This window comes from Actinobacillus seminis, from assembly GCF_002263215.1.
GTDB lineage: Bacteria > Pseudomonadota > Gammaproteobacteria > Enterobacterales > Pasteurellaceae > Actinobacillus_B > Actinobacillus_B seminis.
The window spans coordinates 1-15,062 of record NZ_NLFK01000009.1 but is presented as its reverse complement, the minus strand read 5'-3'; the positions used below and the strand labels follow the sequence as shown (position 1 = coordinate 15,062).

The window sequence follows — 15,062 nt, the reverse complement described above, 5'->3', positions numbered from 1 at the left end:
GTATGTGTGGTATTGTTGGAATTGTCAGTCAAAGCCCGGTTAATCAATCCATTTATGATGCATTAACCTTATTGCAGCATCGCGGACAAGACGCTGCCGGAATTGTTACCGTAGACGACGAAAATCGCTTTCGTTTGCGCAAAGCCAATGGTTTAGTCAGTGATGTATTTCAACAAATCCATATGCTTCGATTACAAGGCAATGCCGGAATTGGTCATGTGCGTTATCCGACAGCGGGAAGTTCAAGTGTATCAGAGGCGCAACCTTTTTATGTAAATTCGCCTTATGGATTGACCTTAGTACATAACGGAAACTTGACCAATTCGGATCAATTAAAAGAGAAGTTATTTAGCTTGGCGCGCCGTCATGTCAATACCAATTCGGATTCTGAAGTGTTGTTGAATATTTTGGCGTATCATTTGGATCAAACACAAAATTACCAATTAAGCCCACAAGATATTTTTAGCGCAATTCAATCTACCCATCAGGATATTCGCGGGGCGTATGCTTGTGTCGCGATGATTATCGGACATGGGATGGTGGCGTTTCGCGATCCGCACGGAATTCGTCCGCTGGTATTGGGCAAGCGGGAAGAAAATGGCAAAACCGAATATATGTTTGCCTCGGAAAGTATCGCGCTTGATATTGTCGGTTTTGAGTTTGTGCGTGATGTTCAGGCGGGAGAGGCGATTTATGTTACTTTCGATGGACAATTGTATGCTAAGCAATGTACAGAGAACCCGCGTTTAACGCCTTGTATTTTTGAATATGTTTATTTTGCTCGCCCGGATTCTTACATTGATGGCGTTTCCGTTTATGCCGCACGTGTTCACATGGGCGAACGATTGGGCGAAAAAATTGCGCGAGAATGGAAAGCGTTGGATATTGATGTGGTGATTCCGGTGCCGGAAACTTCCAACGATATTGCGTTGCGCATTGCACATATTTTAGACAAACCTTATCGCCAAGGATTTGTGAAAAACCGCTATGTAGGACGCACGTTCATTATGCCGGGGCAAACCCAACGAGTAAGTGCGGTAAGACGGAAATTAAATACCATTTCCTCCGAATTTAAAGGCAAAAATGTGTTATTGGTTGATGATTCTATTGTGCGCGGTACAACCTCAAAACAAATCGTCGATATGGCAAAAGCAGCCGGTGCGAAGAAAGTTTATTTTGCATCGGCAGCGCCGGAAATTCGCTATCCGAATGTGTATGGTATTGATATGCCGACAAAAACCGAACTTATCGCTTATGGTCGCGGGGTGGACGAAATTGCGCAGCTAATCGGTGTAGATCGATTGATTTTCCAAGATCTTGAAGCCTTAACCCGCTCCGTACAACAAGAAAATCCGAATATTACTGATTTTGATTGTTCGGTATTTACCGGCGTATATATCGCCGGAGATATTACCGCAGAATATTTGGATAATATCGCCGGATTACGCAATGACAGTGCGAAGAAAAAACGCGAAAAAGATGCCGCTAACCTAGAAATTCACAATGAACGTTAAGACAAAAAAACAACGTTTAATTATCGGTATCACCGGTGCTTCCGGCATTGTTTATGCGATACGTTTGCTTGAAGTCTTAAAATCTGTTGAGCATATTGAAACGCATTTGGTGATTAGCAATGCGGCAAAACAGGCGATGGTAGCGGAAACGGATTATTCCGTACAACAAATTCGCGATTTAGCAGATTATAACTATGATGTGCGTGATATTGGCGCGGCAATCTCCTCCGGTTCTTACCGTACATTAGGGATGGTTGTGGTACCATGCTCGATTAAAACCTTATCCGGTATTGCCCATAGCTACACGGATGATTTGATTACACGTGCTGCAGATGTTTGCTTAAAAGAACGCAAACCGCTGATTTTATGTGTACGCGAAACGCCACTGCATTTGGGGCATTTGCGCTTAATGATGCAACTTGCGGAAATCGGCGGGCAAATTGTGCCGTTGATGCCGGCATTTTACCATCAGCCACAAAGCGTGGATGATATTATCAATCAAGGTGTTAACCGGCTTTGCGATCATCTTGGCATTGAATTGGAGCAGGATTTATTTCAGCGCTGGGGGGAATAGATTTTTGCTTGTAAACATAGAGAAAAGTGCGGTCGTTTTTTCAATGTTTATCATCTTTATCTGATACGATTAACGATAATATCGTGCAGATTTATATTTTACTTTCCCCCGGTTTTACCTTAACGGTTTGACTTGAACGACATTTGGATGTACTTTCACCTCGGTAATTTGTTTAAGTTGATCTAAATGTCTGTCTTGATCAACAATGTATATTGCGAGCTGGGGTTATATAACAAGCGCTCAATAGCGCAGCCATTATCATGATTGATGCGATTTTTAGCATGGAATTCTCCTTATGATTGATTCTCGAATCGATTTTATTCTATCAAGAAAGATTGAAATCTCAACCAAGTGGCAATTTAAGCGCGCGAATATTCATGTTTAACCCATCGATCATCAATAATCGCCCACACAAATTCTCACCAATATTTAACCGCACTTTTATCGCTTCCATTGCTTGAATTGAACCGACAATGCCAACAATCGGCGCCAGTACGCCGGCTTCCACACAACTTAACGCATTGTCGCCAAAAAGCTGACTTAATTGGCGATAGGTAGGGGTGTTTTCTTGATAAGTAAACACCGATACCTGACCTTCCATGCGAATAGCAGCGCCGGAAATTAACGGCGTTTTACTTTGTTGACAGATATGATCCAATTGATTACGGGTTTGCACATTATCCGTACAATCCAGCACAACATCCGCTTCTTTTATCAAGGCAAACAAGCCGTCATCTTCTAATATTTCACCACAAGTTTGGATTTCAATATGGGGATTAAGTTGTTGCAGCGACTGCTTGGCAGAATCTACTTTTAGCCAATCCAACCGCTCGTCAGCATGCAAGACCTGACGTTGTAAATTGGATAAAGAGACCGTATCAAAATCCAGTAAAATCAATTTTCCCACGCCAGCCACTGCCAAATATTGCGCCGCAGCACAGCCCAAGCCGCCGAGTCCGACGATTAACATGGTGCTGTCTTTTAATTTCTCTTGCCCGTCAAAATCGACGGATTTTAAAACAATTTGACGGTTATAACGCATTTCCTCTGCGGGAGTCAATTCAGCCATAAGTTATCCTAAAATTGCATTAAAAGGCTCAATCATAATTGTTTCACCGGCATCCACATGACCACGCTCCGCTTCCAGTACGATAAAACAATTACTTTCTACCAGCGAACTGAACAAATGTGAACCTTGAAAACCTACCGGTTTTACTTCAATTTGTCCTTGTGCATTGAGAGAATAAAAGCCACGTTGAAAATCGGTTCTGCCTACCGCTTTTTTCAAATTTGTCGCGGCAATGGCGTTTAAGCGTTGTGTTGGCGCCCATTCTTGATGACCGCTAAGTTTGGCGATAACAGGTTGTACTAATTGATAAAATGTGACCAATGCCGAAACGGGATTACCCGGTAAACCACAAAACCATGCTTTTTCCAATTTGCCGAAAGCAAAAGGTTTTCCCGGTTTCATCGCAATTTTCCAGAAATTAATGCTGCCGATTTTTTCCAACACCGTTTTGGTAAAATCCGCTTCCCCCACAGAAACGCCGCCGCTGGTAATTAACAAATCCGCTTGATGTTGCGCATTGATAAAGGCTTGCTCAAATATTTCTGGGGAATCGGATAAAATGCCAAAATCCAAGACGTCACAATTTAATTTTTCCAACATTAATTTCACCGCAAAACGATTAGTGTCATAAATTTGTCCTGCCTGCAACGGTTGCCCTACAGGGACTAATTCATCGCCCGTGGAAAGAATGGCGACTTTGACGCGTGGAAAAACCTGAACTTCCGTAATGCCCAATGAAGCTAATAGAGGCAAGGAAAGTGCGGTCAATTTTGCACCGATTTTTAATACCGCCTCCCCTTGTTTCACATCCTCGCCTAATTTACGCACGTGCTGACCGCGTTTTTTCGGTAACCCATTAATAGTTATGCTACCATCTTCATTTAAGGTCGTATCTTCTTGCATAATCACCGTATCAGCCCCCGGAGGGATCATGGCTCCGGTCATAATACGCACCGCACTTTGCGCCGGCAAGTCACCGCCAAAAGGGTTACCGGCAAAGGCTTTTCCTACTACCGGTAAGGTGGACGATGATTGCAAATCGGCAAAACGTACCGCATAACCATCCATTGCTGAATTATCAAAAGAAGGCACATTGATCGGCGAAATCACCTCTTGTGCGCAAATTCGATTAACCGCCTCGGCGAGGGATAGCGTTTCGGCGTGTTGTAATGAAGGGGAGGGAAGTTGATTTAACATTTGGCTGATCGCTTGTTCAATCGTCAACATAAAATGATCCTTATCTTACTTTTGGTTAACAATAAAGTTGGTTTATTGTACTTCAATTCTTTTCATTATCGTTAATGAATATTCTCATTTTATTATTCTACGAGAGTTTGATAGAATGTGCGGATTGATTTATTTCGGAGTAATTTCATGGACAGTATTTTGCCGGAGGCGAAAAAAGTACGGGAAGCCCTTATCGCTAAGGGAATTGAAACACCAATGATCGCACCTCAACAAAGTAAAGATGAACGACGCGTTGGCATTGAACAACATATGCGCGAAGTAATGAAATTGATTGGATTGGATTTACGTGACGACAGTTTAGAAGAAACGCCGGCACGCTTAGCCAAGATGTTTATTGATGAGATTTTCAGTGGATTGGATTATGCCAATTTTCCGAAAATCACCAATATTGAAAACCGCATGAAAGTAAGTGAAATGGTGCTTGTTAACGACGTTACTTTAACCAGTACCTGTGAGCATCATTTTGTTACTATCGACGGTATGGTCTCCGTGGCGTATTATCCGAAAAAATGGGTGATTGGTTTATCCAAAATTAATCGCGTCATCTCTTTTTTTGCCCAACGTCCGCAAGTGCAAGAACGTTTAACCGAACAAATTCTCTTGGCGTTTCAAACTATTTTAGAGACAGAAGATGTGGCGGTTTATGTTAAAGCGACGCATTTTTGCGTTAAATGTCGCGGTATAAAAGATACCAACAGTTACACTGTCACCTCCGCTTTTGGTGGCGTGTTCCTCGATGACCGAGAAACCCGCAAAGAGTTTTTAACATTAATTCGCTAAGCTCCTATTGATATTGCTTTGTAAAAGTGCAGAGCAATATGAAATATCGCAGAATATCCTTTTTAACTGATTGACTATATTTAATATCAAAAAATTTATCGTTATTGCCGGCGAAATAGACGAGAACAGAATGAAATGATGGTAAAAGAGCGGTGGAATTCTTGATAAACTATATGAAAGATTAAGATGGAGACGTTAATTTATGGTAACGCATACTGTGATTATTAGCGATCGCGCAAGAGATAATATTACTGTTTACACCAAAGAACCTGCTTTCTTAGCTATTGCAGAGCGCAATGATTTAAAAGCATTAAAATATTTAGAAGAAGCAAACAAAGCTGGTATTTATGTTCTATTAGGCGAAAATAGACGTTATGTCGGACAAGCGAGTAATAAAATTTATGATCGTCTAATTAAACATGATAATGATGAAAATAAATCTTGGTGGAACCAAATTATTTTCTTTGGACGAGAAGATGGTCATTTAGATAAATCGCAAACGGATTATTTAGAAAAGAAATTAATTGAAGCCTTTAAGAAAACGGGGTTAATGTTAGATAATAATACCTTAGGAAATCAATCATATATTGATAAAACTAATAAAATTAAAGCAGATAATATCTGGAATATTGTTCAAGAAATTATGGATGAAGTTGCACACATTAATATTTTTGAAACGGATTTTATTGAGGATGAAGAAATACAATCCAAAAAACATTATATTGAATTTGACGGGCATAAAATTTCAGGAAAAAGTTACCGAGATAACCAAGTGAATTTCTTTCTCTTTTTATTAAAAAGCGCCAAATATCGCCCTTTAGTGGAAGAATTTTGTTTAAATGGCAAACCAACCGTTGGACATTGTATTGGCAACCAACCGAGTTTCCGCCCAAATGGAATGGCATATACGGTTCAACTTGAAGAAAATCTTTTTCTTCATACACATTCATCAACCAAAGATCGCCGCAAAGCGATTCAAAATTTTGCGGATGAACTGGGAATAAGCGTGGAGTTTTGTTGGGATAAATAAAAGTGCGGTGAAATTTTGTAGGGTTTTTCGTTGTCGAAACCTCGGTCGCGATAATTTCGACAATTTATTATAAATGAAAATGATATTTTCATCATTAAAAGGATAACGTCGAGTTATCAAATTAAAAAATAAAGTGCATTTTTTGATCTCTCTCACAAATAAGGTAAAATCTTGCTTACTTTTGGGCATAATTCAGTATGATTTAATCAAACCATAGGAGGAGAAGATGAAACATATCTCAACGAAAATTCAAACCGGTCTTTGTCAACTGGAAAATCCTCAACTTGCCACAGATCTTTGGCATATTCTCGAAGAACAACATTTTCAAGGATTTTTACCGCACTTTAGCGTTGAACATCTTTGCCAAAAATATCGATTGACCGCGCAACAACTCGCATTGATTTTATTACCGATCGCCGCCTGTTACGCCAACCCGACAATTTCGCATTTTAGCGTCGGTGCGGTGGTGCGAGGAGAGAGCGGGAATTTATATTTTGGTGCTAATCAGGAATTTTGTGCAACCCATATTCAGCAAACCATCCATGCGGAGCAAAGTGCGATTTCTCATGCTTGGATGCGTAAAGAAACCCAATTAACGGACATCAGCGTAAATTACACACCTTGCGGACATTGTCGTCAATTTATGAATGAACTGAATTCCGCAGAGACATTGCGTATTCATTTACCACATAGTCCCAACAATACGTTGCAGCGTTATTTACCGGAGGCGTTTGGTCCGAATGATTTAGATATTAAGCAGCGCTTACTCGGCCCTACGGAAAGCGCTTTGCATTATGAAACTCAAGATCCGTTAATCCAAACCGCGCTTAACGCCGCCAATGCTTCCCATGCGCCTTATTCAAATAGTCGTCATGGCGTCGCAATTCAGTTACAAGACGGACAAATTTTCCATGGTAGTTATGCGGAAAATGCCGCCTTTAATCCAAGCCTACCGGCAATGCAAGTTGCCTTAAATTATTTATTGCTTAACGGTAATGAAGTCGATAATATTGCTCGTGCTGTCCTTGTGGAACAATCGCTAAATTTAAGTTATTGCCAAATGGCAAAAGAGGTTTTAGGGTATTTGTGTGAGGTTGAACTTGAGTTAATAAGTATTTAGGGTAGAGGGGTGGGTGACGATAGTCACCGCAATATAAAAAATCAATTAATTACATTATTAATAATAAGCAGTGTTTTTCTTTCCCGTAAACAAGAGAGAAAAGTGCGGTTAAAATTTGATGATTCTTTCATAAATCACCGGTGCAAGCAACGTTTGCGCCAGTGATAGATAAAAAGTAACCGGGTATTTTTTACTGTGCCATGTTTTTCACCGTTTTTAAAAAACCTTGGGCAGTGGCGTACACGTCGGTTTTGCCTTGGGCATTTAAAATCATATCGGACATTTCGCGGAAGGCGCCTTTGCCTCCGGGTAAAGAAAGACAATGGTCGGCGCAATCTTTGACATAATGCGGTGCATCAGCAACGGTAAAAGACAAGCCACATACCGCAAATGCCGGAAGATCGACACTATCGTCGCCGATATAGGCGGTTTCTTCAGCATTGACGCCGGCTTGATGCATTAGTTCAAAGCAGGCGCTTTCTTTTTCCAATTTTCCTAAGAAAAACAGTGAAATACCAAGATCAGCGATACGTTTGCGCAAAATAGGGGAGTCACGTCCGGATAATACCGCAACTTGAATGCCTTGTTCGATCAACATACGGATACCTAATCCATCACGAGCATGAAAACTTTTAATGGCTTCGCCATTAGCGTCATAATGTAATAATCCGTCGGTTAATACACCGTCAATATCCGTGATAATGAATTTAATTTTTTGTAATTTTTCGTTATTAATCATTTTATTAACTTGAGAATTCGATTAAACCTACCACATTATTTTCATCATCTACTGCCACCAAGGAATGGATTTTTTTCTCTTTCATTAGCGTTTCGGCTTCGGCGAGATAGCAGTTGTAATTGATGGTTTTAGGATTTGAGGTCATTAAGTTTTGGGCAGTTTTATTTAAGGTTTCCGCACCATTGGCAGTTAAGGCTCGACGAATATCGCCATCCGTGATAATTCCTTTAAGTTGTTGATTTTCCATGACTAAAGCAACACCCATACGACCTTCATTCATGATGGATAAACAATCGGTAAAGGAGGTCTTCAATTGTGCAATAGGCAAACGGGTTTGCATTTCATCTTTAACACGACAAAGCAAACGACGACCAAGGCTGCCGCCCGGATGGAGTTTAGCAAAGTCCGCCGGTTGGAAATCACGCGCGTTAATTAATGCAACTGCAATAGCGTCGCCTAAGGCTAAGGTTACCAGCGCAGAGGTTGTGGGTGCCAAATTATTAGGGCAGGCTTCCCGTTCTACGCTAATATCAAGGATATGATCAGCGTGTCGGGCTAATGTCGAGTTTTTATTGCCGGTGACTGCAATGATTTTGTTGCCAAAATTTTTTAGACTGGGAATGAGTTTATTGACATCATCCGTTTCTCCGCTGTAGGAAATTAACATCACAATATCAATCGGTTTTAGCATTCCTAAATCACCGTGAAAGGCTTCGGTTGGATGTAAAAAGAAACTTGGTGTACCGGTGGAGGCAAAGGTTGCCACCATTTTTTTGCCGATTAATCCTGACTTCCCAATACCGCCTACCGCTAAGCGTCCGTTGCAATTTAAGATCGCTTCAACCACGCTTTGAAAGGCGTCATCAAGATTATGTGCTAATTTTGCTAAGGCTTGTTGCTCAATCGCGAGGGTATCGCGTGCAATTTTTAGATATTCCATTGTATTGACCATTTTCATGATTGGAAAAGTGCGGTTATTTTAACGCAAGTTTTCCTTTAAAAACAGCCCCTATCTTTTAGATTGAATTTACGCTATACTGCGCCTTGAGTTAGTCAGACAATCGCTGGTTTATTGAAGCCCTTAACCGTCATAAGACGACCTGCGGGACAAGTAAACGAGAGGAAAGTCCGGGCTACATAGGGCAGAGTGCCGGATAACGTCCGGGGGGCGTGAGCCTACGACCAGTGCAGCAGAGAGCAAACCGCCGATGGCTCAATTGAGATCAGGTAAGGGTGAAAGGGTGCGGTAAGAGCGCACCGCGTGCGTGGTAACATGTCATGGCAGGGTAAACTCCACTCGTAGCAAGACCAAATAGGAATCCAACGAGTTGCCCGCTTGGGATTCGGGTAGGTTGCTTGAGCGTATGTGTAAATGTACGTCTAGAGGAATGATTGTCCACGACAGAACCCGGCTTATCGACTAACTCATTAATTTTATATAAAAATTATAAAATAAAAATGGTGCTTGGATAGGAATCTAAGCGCCATTTTTGTTTTGACTATATTTTAAGGCACCAATACCATTTTGTTTTTTTTTTTTTTTTCCTATCCCCTGTGTGCCTTGCCTCCCACGACTATTACATTGTAACATATTGATTTATACTAATATTTAACTTTTTTATTCGTATTGGAGCATAACAAGGATCTCATCAAAAATAATTTATAACTGTCATGTTGCATTTGTTACACTGATTTTTTTCGTGTCAATATCGCCGGTTTGGTATTGTGCCAACGCCTGTGCCGGTAAATCATCAATGGTTTTAAAATGTTGTTGCCAAGTAAGGTAAAATAGTGTCGTCGTAATGACAAAATTATGTTGATTATCGTCGTTTAATTGATTCCTTTTGGGGCGAAAATTAAGGTGAAGCTTAATGAGTTTTCAACTTTATTTATATTGAAAAACAAACGCTTAAGGATTATGATGGAAAAGGTGAAAATGAAAGTTTAAGAGAGGAAAAAATGACAATTCAAAGCGGGATTTTATTAGAACATTGCAAAGCTGCAATTTATCTGGAGTCCAATATTGTCGATTTAACGGCAATTCCTGAGGCGGCGCGGGTATTTTGCGAAAAATTGGCAGCCTTGCAACAACAATATCCTGAGGCAAATTTAGGTGCGGTAGTTGCTTTTGGTGATCGCGTGTGGAAACAATTGGCGGATAAGCAAAGTGCGGTTGAATTAAAACCGTTTTCAACCTTGGGTAAAGGCGATTTAACTGCGCCTGCGACGCAATATGATTTGTTGGTTCATATTCAATCGTTACGTCCGGATGTGAATTTTTCTGTGGCACAGGCGGCATTGGCGGCTTTCGGCTCCAGCATCCAAATCGCGCAAGAAATTCATGGTTTCCGTTGGGTGGAAGAACGCGATTTAACCGGTTTTATCGACGGAACGGAAAATCCACAAGATGAGCAACGCTCTTTAGTCGGCATTATTCAAGATGGCGCCGATAAAGACGGAAGCTATGTGTTTACGCAACGTTATGAACACAATTTAGCGAAATGGAAAAAATTAACCGATAAAAAACAAGAAGATGTGATTGGGCGTACCAAAGAGGACAGCGTTGAATTAGATGAGGTACCGGAGACTTCACATGTAGGACGCGTCGATATTAAAGAAAATGGAGAAGGGTTGAAAATTTTACGTCAAAGTTTGCCTTATGGTACTGCCAGCGGTACAAACGGGCTATTTTTCATTGCCTATTGCTATAGTTTGCACAATATTGAACAGCAATTATTAAGTATGTTCGGCGAAATTGATGGAAAAACTGATCGATTGTTAGGCTTTACTAAAGCAGTGACCGGCAGCTATTATTTTGCTCCATCTTTGGAAAAATTGATGAGCTTGTAAGTACTATTTGATGGTATTGAATTGGATTAAAACGGTGGTCTCCACCGTTTTTGTTTAATTATTTTTAAAATTTAAATTATCTTTGCAACCGGATAATCATTAATTCTTCCATAGCGCCGATCTCATATCGCCACCCTTGCCTTAACCTTTGTGGCACGTCCATTAAGCGCGGCGCTTTTGGGGCATTTTGGCGATCGTATCGGGCGTAAAAATACCTTTATTATGTCGTTGTTATTAATGGGAGTTTTAACCGTGATTATCGGCTGTCGGTATCTAGCGCTGTAGAAAGTGAAAGAAACGTGCGATTTACAATTATTTTAAACCAAACTAATACGCCGATAAATTAAGGAAATTTATCAGCGTTTTTTGTTAGTCTTGCATCAGCAATTTTTGCAGCACTGTTTTAGTTAACTCAATATAATGATGGCGGAAACGATGGCTAAAATTGAGCAAATGGTAAAGCTGATACACTAATTTACGCTCTTGATAGCTTTCATCCAAAGGAAAAGTGCGGTGATAATTTTCGTAGAATTTGGCAGGGAAAGGTTCGAATAATTCCGTAAACGCCAAATCGCATTCTCGATCGCCCCAATAGCAAGCGGGATCATAAATATAAGGTTTTTGATTAGCGGAAGTGCAATTCTCAATCCATAAGTTACCGTGTAACAATGAGGGTTTCGGATTATGTTTTGCCAAGATTTGTGCCACTTTTTGCACAATTTCATCAATGTTGCCGAAATCTAATTGTTTTTCTTTACAAATTTGCAATTGCCAACCGATCCGTTGTTCGCTGAAAAATTTTGCCCAACTTCCGTTCCAACTATTGGGTTGATATTGCGGCCCCAGCCAAGTATCAAAATCCAACCCGTAATTTTTAGTACCTTTTACTTGGTGCAAGGCGGCCAACTGATTGCCTAATTCGCCCATCTCAACATCCGTAATCGGCGCCGGCGACAATGCTTCAAGCAACAAAAAACTGTGGCTGTGGGAGCAACCTACGCCATAAACACGCGGTACATTCACCGTATTGGTTTTTGCGAGCAATTCCAGCTGATCCGCTTCAGCTCGAAACATTGAGCGATAGGATTTTTCATTAACTTTGACAAAAACAGGTTGAATATTGTCGCTAATAAGCCAAGCTTCGTGTATTTCACCGGTATGAACATTATTTTTACATTTAATGTTGTAGTAAGCACCGAATTGATCGGCAAGCAACTGCGAAATAGCTTTCCACATAATATCCTCCTGTTTTGTGTGTGGGATTATGTTTGATAGTAAAGGGAAATGCGGCAAATTTCTGTGATAAGTGTCAATTTTTTGCAAAAAATCTCTGAAAATTTATTGGAATATGCTAAGTTAATTGATGATTATTAAAAAGGAGCTGAAAATGAAATTATATGTTTATGATCATTGTCCGTTTTGCGTGCGTGCCAGAATGATTTTCGGTTTGAAAAATCAAGCGGTTGAATTGATTACTTTGCCTTATGACGATGAAAAAACGCCGGCAGATTTGGTTGGTAAAAAAATGTTGCCGATTTTAGTCAAAGAGGACGGTTCGGCAATGCCGGAAAGTTTGGAGATTGTGCATTATGTGGATGCATTTTATGGCGAAAAATCCTTGTCTCCGACAGTGCGCCCGGAAATTGAGGCGTGGATGAAAAACGTCGGCAGTTATTATAACAATTTATTAATACCGCGTTTTGTACGCTTGAGATTAGGCGAATACACCACACAAAGTGCGGTGGATTATTTTGTCAAAAAGAAAAGCGAACATTTTGGCGATTTTGCTGAACTTTTCGCCCAATCACCGCAATATCTGACATGTTTGCAGCAAGATTTGCTCGAATTATCACCGCTTATTTTATGCGCAGAATCCGCCGCCGAACAATTATCGGAAGAAGATATTTTGCTGTTCCCAATGCTGCGTAATTTAACCTGCGTCAAAGGCGTGGTTTTCCCTGAAAATGTATTGAATTATATACAAACTATGGCAAATTTAAGCCAAGTAGCGCTTTATTTTGACCAAGCAATCTAAGTTCGCAAGTTGCAAGTTTTGGCATTGCGATAAAACGGTGCCAAAATACACCGCACTTTTATCGCACAAGGTAGGTATAACTAAAAGTGCGGTGCAAAAATGCACAGATTTAATCCTAGGGATTTAAAATATAGAAGATCAACCCCAATCTGAATAGGTCAATCATATTACCGTTCGCCATTTGGCTGAGACTTTGACTCGCTTGCTTTAACCCTTGTCCCGCTCGATACGCACTCCATGCGGTATTCGCCGCTGCCATGGCATTAATTCGACTGTTTTTACTGTCGCCCACCTGTTCGGCTTGTTTCGCTACCGCAAGGGCATTTTGTACCGCCTGCACCACTGGAATATTCACCGCAATCGTAAAACCTTTTTGTTCCATCGTCTGTTTATAATGGCTTTCGTATCGGTCATCTGCAGCCAAAATATCGACTTTTTTCGCACCAATAATCACATCGCCCTCAAGGGAAGAGACGGTACTGCCTTGTTGGTGATAATGGTCTTGGGCAAGTAGGGTAGCGTTTCCTTTCAGGGTTCCCACTTGGCTACCTGTAGCGTAATATTTGGTTTGATTGGTTTCTGTGGTGTTTTTCTTTTCGCCAATGCTAAAGCCAAATCCCCCTGAACCCATTAAGCCTGATTTCGTGGTTTTCTCAACATCTTGTTCGAAAACACGGTTTTCTGCTTCCTTAATTGCGATGTTTTTCGCTCGAGCATTGAGCTGATTTTCAGCAACAATATTTGAGCCTTGAACCGTCAGGTTAGCATTGCTTTGTAATAACACATTTTTACCGTCTATGCTTGAGCCTTGAGCTAAATCATAATGGTGGTCATGTTTAGTGATATCTGTCGTGGATTGAAGAAAACCACTATGCTTCACTTTAGAGGCAGAAGAAAGCCGCTCTTTATGACGCCCTTCTTCAATGCGAATATTACCGTTTGAGGCAATATGAACATCACCGTTCTCGCTATGAATTTCCCCTTGGCGAATCACAATGCCCTGTTCACCGGCAAGGGTGATATTACCTTTTCCATTTAATTGAGAACCGACTTCTTGATGCTGTTCTAAGCGGTAGTAATTATCCATATCCGCATTGTAATCCGTTTTATTTTTTGTATTAAGGGTACCAATATCAATATGTTTGGCTTGAACAAGTATTCCGCCTGCACTATTGAGTTCTGCACCTTTAATAGTAACATCTTTTGGGCTGTGAACAATTAATTTACCGTTTTTATCTTTGACATGAATACCGGCAAGGTTATCTACATGAGTGCGGTCAAATTTATTACCAAAGTCATCTTGATAAGCTCGGCGAGTTATTGTACTTGCAATGTCAACACCTTCTTTACCGACTAATGTCACTGAATCAAGAGCTTCAATTCTACCGCCGAGGTTAACTAATTTTTGCTTTGCAAGTAAATTGACGGAATCCCCCAAAACAAGCCCTTGGTTGTTGATATTCTTGGCAGAAAGTGCGGTCAGATTTCGCCCCGCAATCGTTCCCGTATTGGTAAGTTTTCCGTTAATATTACCCATAATTTCTCTCGCTGAAATTAAAGCACCTTGTGAAGTTACATCAAGATTTCGTGCGACAAGATAAACTTGTGGAGTGAGAACTGTCAACTTTTTACCACTCGGCAGTATGACGTCTTTATTCACAAACCACACCATATCCGCAGTCAACTCTGCCATTTGCTCCGCTGTTAAGCCGACACCGGGGAGCAGGTTAAATTTTTTGGCATAATAAATACCGCTATCCATTAAGGCTTTGTATTGCTCATCATCGGTTTGGTAATTATCTAAAAAGCGTCGTCCGGTGAGTTGATGAATTTGTTCGTTTATCAAGCGTTGTTCATAAAACCCGTCTCCCAATCGTTTCTGCACATTTTCGTGATTGTAACGCAATGCGTTAAACATATAGTCGGAGCTAAGCCATTGTTTACGGTTAGTAAAGTGCGGATCGGTTTCCACTAAATAACCATTAGGGGCGTCGGGGTTAATCTGATATAGACTTTGTTCTGGTAAGTTAATAATTACGCCATTCATTTGGTTTGGCACAATCGCCTCAGCTTGAGCTGTAATTTGCGTGTTGGTGCTGTCAA

At 40.7% G+C, this 15,062-nt stretch carries 13 protein-coding genes, 1 other RNA gene and 1 pseudogene; 9 read left to right on the top strand and 6 right to left on the bottom strand.

All coding sequences use genetic code 11. The annotated features are described in order from the left end of the window. Positions 1-2 precede the first annotated feature (2 nt). On the top strand, positions 3-1,514 hold the full coding sequence (purF, locus tag CFY87_RS09015; RefSeq protein WP_094946853.1) for an amidophosphoribosyltransferase: 1,512 nt from the start codon (positions 3-5) through the stop codon (positions 1,512-1,514). Then, positions 1,504-2,088, top strand: coding sequence for a UbiX family flavin prenyltransferase (locus CFY87_RS09010; protein ID WP_094946852.1), 585 nt, complete (start codon positions 1,504-1,506; stop codon positions 2,086-2,088). The genes purF and CFY87_RS09010 overlap by 11 nt, the downstream gene beginning before the upstream one ends. Positions 2,089-2,431: 343 nt before the next feature. Here the strand turns inward: CFY87_RS09010 and moeB are convergent, their stop codons facing one another. Together moeB and moeA are read right to left on the bottom strand one after the other, a co-directional pair. Next, positions 2,432-3,157, bottom strand: coding sequence for a molybdopterin-synthase adenylyltransferase MoeB (gene moeB, locus CFY87_RS09005; RefSeq protein ID WP_094946851.1), 726 nt, complete (start codon positions 3,155-3,157; stop codon positions 2,432-2,434). Between the two features lie 3 nt (positions 3,158-3,160). Beyond that, complete coding sequence (gene moeA / locus CFY87_RS09000) at positions 3,161-4,384, bottom strand: molybdopterin molybdotransferase MoeA (protein ID WP_094946850.1); 1,224 nt, start codon at positions 4,382-4,384, stop codon at positions 3,161-3,163. A 147-nt stretch (positions 4,385-4,531) separates the two neighbouring features. On the opposite strand from moeA, the gene folE reads away from it, so the two are divergent. From folE to cdd, 3 genes are all read left to right on the top strand, one after another. Beyond that, positions 4,532-5,185: a GTP cyclohydrolase I FolE gene (gene folE, locus CFY87_RS08995; protein ID WP_094946849.1), complete on the top strand. Its 654-nt coding sequence runs from the start codon at positions 4,532-4,534 to the stop codon at positions 5,183-5,185. A gap of 202 nt (positions 5,186-5,387) precedes the next feature. Further along, positions 5,388-6,215 carry a GIY-YIG nuclease family protein gene (locus CFY87_RS08990; protein WP_094946848.1) on the top strand — a complete coding sequence of 276 codons (828 nt, stop codon included), beginning with the start codon at positions 5,388-5,390 and terminating at the stop codon, positions 6,213-6,215. Between the two features lie 226 nt (positions 6,216-6,441). Then, a complete protein-coding gene (gene cdd / locus CFY87_RS08985) occupies positions 6,442-7,335 on the top strand; it encodes a cytidine deaminase (protein ID WP_094946847.1) in 894 nt (297 codons plus the stop codon). Positions 7,336-7,525: 190 nt separating this feature from the next. Here cdd and CFY87_RS08980 read toward each other — a convergent pair whose 3' ends face one another. Together CFY87_RS08980 and CFY87_RS08975 are read right to left on the bottom strand one after the other, a co-directional pair. After that, on the bottom strand, positions 7,526-8,074 hold the full coding sequence (locus CFY87_RS08980) for a KdsC family phosphatase (RefSeq protein WP_094946846.1): 549 nt from the start codon (positions 8,072-8,074) through the stop codon (positions 7,526-7,528). Positions 8,075-8,078: 4 nt separating this feature from the next. Then, positions 8,079-9,014 (bottom strand): KpsF/GutQ family sugar isomerase, encoded by a 936-nt coding sequence (locus tag CFY87_RS08975; RefSeq protein WP_094947011.1) that lies wholly within the window; start codon positions 9,012-9,014, stop codon positions 8,079-8,081. A 105-nt stretch (positions 9,015-9,119) separates the two neighbouring features. On the opposite strand from CFY87_RS08975, the gene rnpB reads away from it, so the two are divergent. The 3 genes and pseudogenes from rnpB to CFY87_RS08960 form a co-directional block, all read left to right on the top strand. After that, an RNA gene (rnpB, locus tag CFY87_RS08970) (RNase P RNA component class A) lies at positions 9,120-9,506 on the top strand. Positions 9,507-10,033: 527 nt separating this feature from the next. After that, positions 10,034-10,924 (top strand): Dyp-type peroxidase, encoded by an 891-nt coding sequence (locus CFY87_RS08965; RefSeq protein WP_094946845.1) that lies wholly within the window; start codon positions 10,034-10,036, stop codon positions 10,922-10,924. 126 nt (positions 10,925-11,050) lie between these two features. Further along, positions 11,051-11,188: pseudogene (locus tag CFY87_RS08960) on the top strand (MFS transporter); the annotation flags it as partial. Between the two features lie 105 nt (positions 11,189-11,293). Here the strand turns inward: CFY87_RS08960 and CFY87_RS08955 are convergent. After that, positions 11,294-12,160, bottom strand: a complete 867-nt coding sequence (locus CFY87_RS08955) for a fructosamine kinase family protein (protein ID WP_094946844.1) — start codon at positions 12,158-12,160, stop codon at positions 11,294-11,296. A gap of 151 nt (positions 12,161-12,311) precedes the next feature. On the opposite strand from CFY87_RS08955, the gene grxB reads away from it, so the two are divergent. Further along, a complete protein-coding gene (grxB, locus tag CFY87_RS08950) occupies positions 12,312-12,959 on the top strand; it encodes a glutaredoxin 2 (RefSeq protein ID WP_094946843.1) in 648 nt (215 codons plus the stop codon). Positions 12,960-13,074: 115 nt separating this feature from the next. On the opposite strand, the gene CFY87_RS08945 is transcribed toward grxB, so the two are convergent. Further along, positions 13,075-15,062, bottom strand: a 1,988-nt coding sequence (locus tag CFY87_RS08945) for a hemagglutinin repeat-containing protein (protein WP_143226171.1), incomplete at its 5' end; no start/stop codon positions are given.

What these genes read in the sequence shown, in the direction of transcription:
- moeA (WP_094946850.1), bottom strand. Translation starts at nt 4,384, where the DNA reads ATGTTGACGATTGAACAAGCGATCAGCCAAATGTTAAATCAACTTCCC.
- grxB (WP_094946843.1), top strand. Translation starts at nt 12,312, where the DNA reads ATGAAATTATATGTTTATGATCATTGTCCGTTTTGCGTGCGTGCCAGA.
- folE (WP_094946849.1), top strand. Translation starts at nt 4,532, where the DNA reads ATGGACAGTATTTTGCCGGAGGCGAAAAAAGTACGGGAAGCCCTTATC.
- CFY87_RS08980 (WP_094946846.1), bottom strand. Translation starts at nt 8,074, where the DNA reads ATGATTAATAACGAAAAATTACAAAAAATTAAATTCATTATCACGGAT.
- cdd (WP_094946847.1), top strand. Translation starts at nt 6,442, where the DNA reads ATGAAACATATCTCAACGAAAATTCAAACCGGTCTTTGTCAACTGGAA.
- purF (WP_094946853.1), top strand. Translation starts at nt 3, where the DNA reads ATGTGTGGTATTGTTGGAATTGTCAGTCAAAGCCCGGTTAATCAATCC.
- CFY87_RS08990 (WP_094946848.1), top strand. Translation starts at nt 5,388, where the DNA reads ATGGTAACGCATACTGTGATTATTAGCGATCGCGCAAGAGATAATATT.
- CFY87_RS08955 (WP_094946844.1), bottom strand. Translation starts at nt 12,160, where the DNA reads ATGTGGAAAGCTATTTCGCAGTTGCTTGCCGATCAATTCGGTGCTTAC.
- moeB (WP_094946851.1), bottom strand. Translation starts at nt 3,157, where the DNA reads ATGGCTGAATTGACTCCCGCAGAGGAAATGCGTTATAACCGTCAAATT.
- CFY87_RS08965 (WP_094946845.1), top strand. Translation starts at nt 10,034, where the DNA reads ATGACAATTCAAAGCGGGATTTTATTAGAACATTGCAAAGCTGCAATT.
- CFY87_RS08975 (WP_094947011.1), bottom strand. Translation starts at nt 9,014, where the DNA reads ATGGAATATCTAAAAATTGCACGCGATACCCTCGCGATTGAGCAACAA.
- CFY87_RS09010 (WP_094946852.1), top strand. Translation starts at nt 1,504, where the DNA reads ATGAACGTTAAGACAAAAAAACAACGTTTAATTATCGGTATCACCGGT.